Source organism: Streptomyces sp. NPDC048659, assembly GCF_040650575.1.
Classification (GTDB): Bacteria; Actinomycetota; Actinomycetes; order Streptomycetales; family Streptomycetaceae; genus Streptomyces.
In genome coordinates this window covers 1-8170 of record NZ_JBEZHM010000118.1, presented here as the reverse complement: position 1 = coordinate 8170, position 8170 = coordinate 1, and the positions used below count along the sequence as shown (strand labels likewise).

The 8170-nt window shown below is 71.1% G+C and carries 7 protein-coding genes; 5 read left to right on the top strand and 2 right to left on the bottom strand.

The window, feature by feature from the left end:
• The 4 genes from AB0C99_RS39105 to AB0C99_RS39090 form a co-directional block, all read left to right on the top strand.
• On the top strand, nt 1–2001 hold a 2001-nt coding region (locus AB0C99_RS39105), incomplete at its 5' end, for a DUF4118 domain-containing protein (protein ID WP_362485209.1).
• 156 nt (nt 2002–2157) lie between these two features.
• Nucleotides 2158–2844, top strand: a complete 687-nt coding sequence (locus AB0C99_RS39100; protein WP_362485207.1) for a response regulator — start codon at nt 2158–2160, stop codon at nt 2842–2844.
• A gap of 34 nt (nt 2845–2878) precedes the next feature.
• A complete protein-coding gene (locus tag AB0C99_RS39095) occupies nt 2879–3277 on the top strand; it encodes an OB-fold nucleic acid binding domain-containing protein (protein WP_362485205.1) in 399 nt (132 codons plus the stop codon).
• Between the two features lie 3 nt (nt 3278–3280).
• Nucleotides 3281–4063: a DUF3159 domain-containing protein gene (locus AB0C99_RS39090; protein ID WP_362485203.1), complete on the top strand. Its 783-nt coding sequence runs from the start codon at nt 3281–3283 to the stop codon at nt 4061–4063.
• 144 nt (nt 4064–4207) lie between these two features.
• On the opposite strand, the gene AB0C99_RS39085 is transcribed toward AB0C99_RS39090, so the two are convergent.
• Nucleotides 4208–4882, bottom strand: coding sequence for a TrkA family potassium uptake protein (locus AB0C99_RS39085; RefSeq protein ID WP_362485201.1), 675 nt, complete (start codon nt 4880–4882; stop codon nt 4208–4210).
• Nucleotides 4882–5550 carry a TrkA family potassium uptake protein gene (locus AB0C99_RS39080; protein WP_046911473.1) on the bottom strand — a complete coding sequence of 223 codons (669 nt, stop codon included), beginning with the start codon at nt 5548–5550 and terminating at the stop codon, nt 4882–4884. Before AB0C99_RS39080 ends, AB0C99_RS39085 begins: the two co-directional genes overlap by 1 nt.
• Before the next feature lie 459 nt (nt 5551–6009).
• Here AB0C99_RS39080 and AB0C99_RS39075 point away from each other — a divergent pair, with 459 nt between their 5' ends.
• A complete protein-coding gene (locus tag AB0C99_RS39075; RefSeq protein WP_362485199.1) occupies nt 6010–8064 on the top strand; it encodes an APC family permease in 2055 nt (684 codons plus the stop codon).
• Nucleotides 8065–8170: the final 106 nt, after the last annotated feature.

The following is an 8170-nucleotide window of genomic DNA, read 5'->3' as shown; positions in this document are numbered from 1 at the left end:
GACGCGGCGCTGTCGAACTACTTCCGGCCGGGCAACCTCACCGCGCTGCGCGAGCTGGCGCTGCTGTGGACCGCCGACCGGGTCGACGAGTACCTGCGCCAGTACCGCGGCGAGCACAACATCCAGTCCACCTGGCAGGCCCGGGAGCGGATCGTCGTCGGGCTCACCGGCGGGCCGGAGGGCCGGACCCTGATCCGGCGGGCCGCGCGGCTGGCGGAGAAGGGCGCGGGCGGCGAGGTGCTGGCCGTCTACATCTCCCGCAGCGACGGCCTGACCTCCGCCTCCCCGAAGGAGCTGGCCGTCCAGCGGACGCTGGTGGAGGACCTGGGCGGCACCTTCCACCACGTCATAGGCGACGACATCCCGGCGGCGCTGCTGTCCTTCGCGCGAGGTGTCAACGCCACCCAGATCGTCCTCGGCTCCAGCCGCCGCCGCTCCTGGCAGTACGTCCTCGGCCCCGGGGTCGGCCAGACCGTCGCCCGGGACTCCGGGCCCGACCTGGACGTCCACATCGTCACCCACGAGGGAGCCGCCAAGGGCCGCGGGCTGCCCGTCGCCCGCGGCGCCCGGCTCGGCCGCGTCCGGCTCGTCTGGGGCTGGGTCGTCGGCATCGGCGGGCCCGCGCTGCTCACCCTGCTGCTCACCCACGTCGACGCGGACCTCGGGCTCGCCAACGACATGCTGCTCTTCCTGGCCCTGACGGTGGCCGCCGCCCTGCTGGGCGGGCTGCTCCCGGCGCTGGCCTCGGCGGCCTTCGGGTCGATGCTGCTCAACTGGTTCTTCACCCCGCCGCTGCACCGGCTGACCGTCGCCGACCCCAAGAACATCGTCGCCATCGCCGTCTTCTTCGGCGTCGGCGTGGCCGTGGCCTCCGTCGTCGACCTGGCCGCCCGCCGCACCCACCAGGCGGCCCGGCTGCGCGCGGAGTCCGAGGTCCTCTCGTACCTCGCAGGCAGCGTGCTGCGCGGCGAGACCAGCCTGGAGGCGCTGCTCCAGCGGGTCCGCGAGACCTTCTCCATGGAGTCCGTCGTCCTGCTCGAACGCGGCGGCGACCTCGAACCCTGGACCTGCGCCGCCAGCGTCGGCGGCCGGCCCGTGTCGCGGCCCGAGGACGCCGACGTCGACATGCCCGTCGGCGACCACCTGGCGCTCGCGCTCAGCGGCCGGGTGCTGCCCGCCGAGGACCGCCGGGTGCTCGGCGCCTTCGCAGCCCAGGCGGCCGTCGTCCTCGACCGCCAGCGCCTGGTCGACCAGGCCGAGGAGGCCCGCAAGCTGGCCGAGGGCAACAAGATCCGCACCTCGCTGCTGGCCGCCGTCAGCCACGACCTGCGCACCCCGCTCGCCGGGATCAAGGCGTCGGTGACCTCGCTCCGCTCCGACGACGTCGAGTGGTCCGAGGAGGACCAGGCCCTCCTCCTGGAGGGCATCGAGGACGGCGCCGACCGCCTCGACCACCTGGTCGGCAACCTCCTCGACATGTCCCGGCTCCAGACCGGCACGGTCACCCCGCTCATCCGCTCCACCGACCTCGACGAGGTGGTGCCGATGGCCCTCGGCGGCGTCCCCGACGGCAGCGTCGAGCTCGACATTCCGGAGACCCTGCCCATGGTCGCCGTCGACCGGGGCCTCCTGGAGCGGGCCGTGGCCAACATCGTCGAGAACGCCGTCAAGTACAGCCCCGACGGCATCCCCGTCGCCGTCGGCGCCAGCGTCCTCGGCCAGCGCCTCGAACTGCGCGTGACGGACCGCGGCCCCGGCGTCCCCGACGAGGCCAAGGACGGCATATTCGAGCCCTTCCAGCGCTTCGGCGACGCCCCGCGCGGGGCCGGCGTCGGCCTCGGACTCGCGGTCGCCCGCGGCTTCGTCGAGGCCATGGGCGGCACCATCACCGCCGAGGACACCCCGGGCGGCGGCTTGACCATGGTCCTCACCCTCAGGACCGTGGGACCCCCGCCGCCGGACACCGCCGCCCCGACGATGCCGGCGCACATCATGACCTGACCGGCGCGCCCGCCCCCGCCCGCGCCCCCGCCCATACGCTCGCCCGTACCCCCCCGCCCGTATGCCCGCAGCACTCCGTCCCGTAACCCGCTCCCGCATCCCGCTCCCGCATCCCGCTTCCGTACCCCGTACCAACGACAAGGAAGGCATCTCTTCATGACCCGGGTCCTGGTGGTCGACGACGAGCCTCAGATCGTCCGCGCCCTGGTGATCAACCTCAAGGCGCGCAAGTACGAGGTCGACGCCGCCCCCGACGGCGCCACCGCGCTCCGGCTCGCCGCCGAGCGCCACCCCGACGTCGTCGTCCTCGACCTCGGTCTGCCCGACATGGACGGCGTCGAGGTCATCAAGGGCCTTCGCGGCTGGACCCGGGTGCCGATCCTGGTGCTCTCCGCCCGGCAGACCTCCGACGAGAAGGTCGAGGCGCTCGACGCGGGCGCCGACGACTACGTCACCAAGCCCTTCGGCATGGACGAGCTGCTGGCCCGGCTGCGCGCCGCCGTCCGCAGGGCCGAGCCCGTCGGCGGCGGCGAGGACGGCGTCGTGGTCGTCGAGACGCAGGGCTTCACCGTCGACCTGGCCGCCAAGAAGGTCCACCGCGACGGCAAGGACGTGCGGCTCACCCCGACCGAGTGGCACCTCCTGGAGGTCCTGGTCCGCAACAGCGGGCGCCTGGTCAGCCAGAAGCAGCTCCTCCAGGAGGTCTGGGGACCCTCGTACGGCACCGAGACCAACTACCTCCGGGTCTACATGGCACAGCTGCGGCGCAAGCTGGAGCAGGACCCCTCGCACCCGCGGCACTTCGTCACCGAACCGGGCATGGGTTACCGCTTCGAACACTGAGTTCGGTGTCGGCGGCGGCCGGTACGCTTTCTCTATGAGTGCTGCACCGCGTACTGAGAAGCCGGCCGGGCGCTTCCGCCGGATGCTCGACCGTCTGTCCACCTCCCAGGAGGAGCTGGAGTCGGTGGAGCTCCAGGAGGACTCCGCCGCGTCGGGGTGCACGCGCATCTGCGACTGCTCCGACCGCCAGATAGTCAAGGTGACTGGTACGTTGCGGACGGTCACCCTGCGTCCGAGGGCCGGTGTGCCCGCGCTGGAGGCCGAGCTGTTCGACGGCTCGGCGCCGCTGGACGTCGTGTGGCTGGGCCGCCGTTCCATCGTGGGCATCGAGCCGGGCCGCAAGCTGATCGCCTCCGGCCGGATCTCCATGAGCCACGGCCGGCGGGTCCTCTTCAACCCCAAATACGAGCTGCGACCGCTCGGACAGGAGTAGCCGGTGACGTCAGTCGACAAGCCGACCACCGAGAAGCCCACACCCGACCAGGACGCCCAGGCCGACAAGGCAGTGACCGAGGCGGCCCTCTTCGAGGCGTTCGGCGGCGTGCGCGGCATGGTGGAGACGGTCCTGCCGGGCCTGCTCTTCGTCACGATCTACACGATCAACAAGGACCTGCGCTCCTCGGCCATCGCCGCCCTCGCGGTCTCGCTCGTCCTCGTCGCCGTCCGGCTGATCCGCCGCGACACCGTCAAGCACGCCTTCAGCGGCGTCTTCGGCGTCGCCTTCGGCGTGGTCTTCGCGATGATGACCGGCAACGCCAAGGACTTCTACCTGCCGGGGATGCTGTACACGCTGGGCCTCGCCCTCGCGTACATCGTCACGACCCTCGCCGGAGTGCCGTTGATCGGCGTCATCCTGGGCCCGGTCTTCAAGGAGAACCTCTCCTGGCGCACCCGCAACCCCGGCCGCAAGAAGGCGTACGCCAAGGCCAGCTGGGCCTGGGGCCTGATCCTGCTCGCCAAGTGCGCGATCCTCTTCCCGCTGTACTGGTGGGCCGACACCGCGCAGCTCGGCTGGGTCCTGGTCGCCCTGAAGATCCCGCCGTTCCTGCTCGCGGTGTATCTGACCTGGGTGTTCCTCGCCAAGGCGCCGCCGCCGATCGACGTCTTCGCCGAGATGGAGGCCGAGGAGAAGGCCGAGAAGGCGGCGAAGGCGGCGGAGAAGGCCGCGAAGGCCGAGGAAGCCCGCCAGGCCGCCGCCCAGGGGCGTCCCGAGGCGTGAGCCCGGGGGCGTCCTGAGACGTGGCCGAGGTGTGCGTACGTACACGTGCGTACGGGAACGCACACACGGACGTACCCGCGCCCACGCGAAGGGGCCCGGGACCTGTCACAGGTCCCGGGCCCCTTCGCGTACGGCGGTGACTCGTCAGTCGTTCGGACCGCGGCGGACCGACAGCAGGTCCTCCAGCTGCTCCTCGCGCGCCTGGGTGGCCACGAACAGCAGCTCGTCGCCCGCCTCCAGGGTCTCCTCCGGGCTCGGCGTGAGCACGCGCGAGCCGCGGATGATCGTGACCAGCGAGGTGTCCGTCGGCCAGGGCACGTCACCCACCGAGGTGCCCGCGATCGCGGACTCCGGCGGCAGGGTCAGTTCCACCAGGTTGGCGTCGCCGTGGCTGAAGCGCAGCAGCCGGACCAGGTCGCCGACGCTCACCGCCTCCTCGACCAGGGCCGACATCAGGCGCGGCGTCGAGACGGCGACGTCCACGCCCCACGCCTCGTTGAACAGCCACTCGTTCTTCGGGTTGTTGACCCGGGCGACCACGCGCGGCACGCCGTACTCGGTCTTCGCGAGCAGCGAGACGACCAGGTTCACCTTGTCGTCGCCGGTCGCCGCGATGACGACGTTGCAGCGCTGCAGGGCCGCCTCGTCGAGCGAGGTGATCTCGCAGGCGTCGGCCAGCAGCCACTCCGCCTGCGGCACCCGCTCCACCGAGATGGCGGTCGGCGCCTTGTCGATGAGGAGGACCTCGTGCCCGTTCTCCAGGAGCTCGCCCGCGATGGAACGGCCCACGGCGCCCGCGCCGGCAATAGCGACACGCATCAGTGACCGCCCTCCTCGGGACCCTCGGCGAAGGCCGCCTCGACCTTGTCGATCTCGTCCGTCCGCATCATCACGTGCACGAGGTCGCCCTCCTGCAACACCGTCTGCGAGGTCGGCAGAATCGCTTCGCCCAGCCGGGTGAGAAACGCCACGCGCACCCCGGTCTCCTCCTGGAGCCGGCTGACCTTGTGGCCGATCCACGCGGGGGAGGTGTGCACCTCGGCGAGCTGCACTCCGCCGCTCGGGTCACGCCACAGCGGCTCGGCGCCCGACGGCAGCAGCCGCCGCAGCATCTGGTCGGCGGTCCAGCGGACCGTGGCGACGGTCGGGATGCCCAGGCGCTGGTAGACCTCGGCGCGCCGGGGGTCGTAGATCCGGGCGGCGACGTTCTCGATGCCGAACATCTCGCGCGCGACCCGCGCGGCGATGATGTTCGAGTTGTCGCCGCTGCTCACCGCGGCGAAGGCGCCGGCCTCCTCGATCCCCGCCTCGCGGAGCGTGTCCTGGTCGAAGCCCACGCCCGTGACGCGACGGCCGCCGAAGCCCGAGCCCAGACGCCGGAAGGCCGTCGGGTCCTGGTCCACGACCGCGACGGTGTGGCCCTGCTGCTCCAGGGTCTGCGCGAGAGCGGCTCCCACGCGCCCGCAGCCCATGATGACGATGTGCACGTCCCCTTACCCCGCACTCCTGATCGCCCTGCTGACCTGCGAAAACACGCTTCTCACAACTTTCCTGGCCTGATCGGCCATGTACTCGGCCGCACTTTTCGGCCACGTAGGCGGTGCCATGCGGTCCGTACGGTCGGCCCGTACGGTCAGTCCGTACGGGTCCCTACGGTCCCATGCCGACCCGCGCCGTCCCCTCGGGGCGGCCCGGGCGGCCCGGCCCGACTGGCCCGGACCGAGGCGGACCCGTGCGTACGCACTGTCCGGTCCGAGCTTATGCGGCAACGAAGACGGGGACCTCACGCAGCCCTCGTTAGGAACGCGTCAAGACCGCGTCAGGGGCGTGTCACCACGGGACATGCCATCTGCCCAGCTCTCCCTTGAGGTGGTATCCAGGGAGATTCCGTGCCGATCGGGGGTGGTGGTCGGCGTGGCTCTTTTCGAACGCTTACGATCCTCTGCGTGTCCAAACTGACCGACGTGCCCAAACGGATCCTGATCGGGCGGGCCCTGCGCAGCGACAAGCTCGGAGAGACTCTCCTCCCGAAGCGCATCGCCCTCCCCGTCTTCGCCTCCGACCCGCTGTCCTCGGTGGCGTACGCCCCGGGCGAGGTCCTCCTGGTCCTCTCGATCGCGGGCCTGTCGGCCTACCACTTCAGCCCGTGGATCGCCCTGGCCGTCGTGGTCCTGATGTTCACGGTCGTGGCCTCCTACCGGCAGAACGTGCACGCGTACCCGAGCGGCGGCGGCGACTACGAGGTCGCCACCACCAACCTCGGGCCCAAGGCGGGACTGACCGTCGCGAGCGCCCTGCTCGTCGACTACGTCCTCACCGTCGCCGTCTCGATCTCCTCCGGCATCGAGAACCTCGGCTCCGCCGTCCCCTTCGTCGTCGAGCACAAGGTCCTCGCCGCCGTGGCGGTGATCGTGCTGCTCACCCTGATGAACCTGCGCGGCGTCAAGGAGTCCGGCGGCCTCTTCGCCATCCCGACGTACGTCTTCGTCTTCGGCGTCTTCGCCATGATCATCTGGGGCGCCTGGCGCGGTCTCGTCCTCGGCGACACCATGTCCGCCCCCACCGCCGACCTGGAGATCAAGCCCGAGCACCAGGGACTGGCCGGATTCGCCCTGGTCTTCCTGCTGCTGCGCGCCTTCTCCTCCGGCTGTGCCGCCCTCACCGGCGTCGAGGCCATCTCCAACGGCGTGCCCGCCTTCCGCAAGCCCAAGTCGAAGAACGCGGCCAGCACCCTCGCGCTCATGGGCGGCCTCGCCGTCACCATGTTCTGCGGCATCATCTTCCTGGCCATGGCGACCAACGTCCGGATGGCCGAGAAGCCCGCCCAGGACCTGCTGCACAACGGCGTGCCCGTCGGCGAGGGCTACGTCCAGGACCCGGTCATCTCGCAGGTCGCCGCCGCCGTCTTCGGCGACGGAACGTTCTTCTTCGTGCTGCTCGCCGCCGCCACCGCGCTCGTCCTCTTCCTGGCCGCCAACACGGCGTACAACGGCTTCCCGCTCCTCGGCTCGATCCTCGCCCAGGACCGCTACCTGCCCCGCCAGCTGCACACCCGCGGCGACCGCCTCGCCTTCTCCAACGGCATCGTGCTGCTGGCCGGCGCGGCGGCCCTGCTCGTGGTGATCTACGGGGCCGACTCGACGCGCCTGATCCAGCTCTACATCGTCGGCGTCTTCGTCTCCTTCACCCTCAGCCAGATCGGCATGGTCCGGCACTGGAACCGGCACCTGCGGAGCGAGAAGGACCCCGCCAAGCGCCGCCACATGATCCGCTCCCGCGCGATCAACGCCTTCGGCGCCTTCTTCACGGGCCTGGTCCTGGTCGTCGTCCTCGCCACCAAGTTCACCCACGGCGCCTGGGTCGCGCTGCTCGGCATGGTGATCTTCTACGTGACGATGACCGCGATCCGCCGCCACTACGACTCCGTGGCCGCCGAGATCGCCGCCGCCGAGGAGCGCCCCGACGAGTACGTCCGCCCCTCCCGGGTCCGGTCCGTCGTCCTCGTCTCCAAGCTGCACAAGCCCACCCTGCGCGCCCTCGCGTACGCCAAGCTCATGCACGCCAACGAGCTGGAGGCGCTCACCGTCAACGTCGACCCGGCCGAGACCAAGGCGCTCAAGGAGGAGTGGGAGCGGCGCGGCATCAACGTGCCGCTGAAGATCCTCGACTCCCCGTTCCGCGAGATCACCCGCCCGGTCATCGACTACGTCAAGAACCTGCGCAAGGAGAGCCCGCGGGACGCCGTCGCGGTCTACATCCCCGAGTACGTGGTCGGCCACTGGTACGAGCACATCCTGCACAACCAGAGCGCGCTGCGCCTCAAGGGCCGGCTGCTCTTCACGCCGGGCGTGATGGTGACCTCGGTCCCGTACCAGCTCCAGTCCTCCGAGGCCGCCAAGAAGCGGGCCCGCAAGCGCCAGGACTGGAACGCCCCCGGAGCGGTCCGACGCGGACCGGTCGAGAAGGGCACCGCGAAGGTTCCGGCCGAAAAGAGCAACTAGACTGGTGGGCTGCCGGCAGGACAGGCCGCAGGGGATCAGGCCGACGTCCTTGCCCGCCTCGGTCAGCGCCCGCCACACGCCCTCGGCGTGCTCGGGCTTCAGGAAC

Excerpts from the sequence above, each read along its gene's own strand:
- AB0C99_RS39085 (WP_362485201.1), bottom strand. The coding sequence starts at position 4,882 with ATGCGTGTCGCTATTGCCGGCGCGGGCGCCGTGGGCCGTTCCATCGCG.
- AB0C99_RS39100 (WP_362485207.1), top strand. The coding sequence starts at position 2,158 with ATGACCCGGGTCCTGGTGGTCGACGACGAGCCTCAGATCGTCCGCGCC.
- AB0C99_RS39095 (WP_362485205.1), top strand. The coding sequence starts at position 2,879 with ATGAGTGCTGCACCGCGTACTGAGAAGCCGGCCGGGCGCTTCCGCCGG.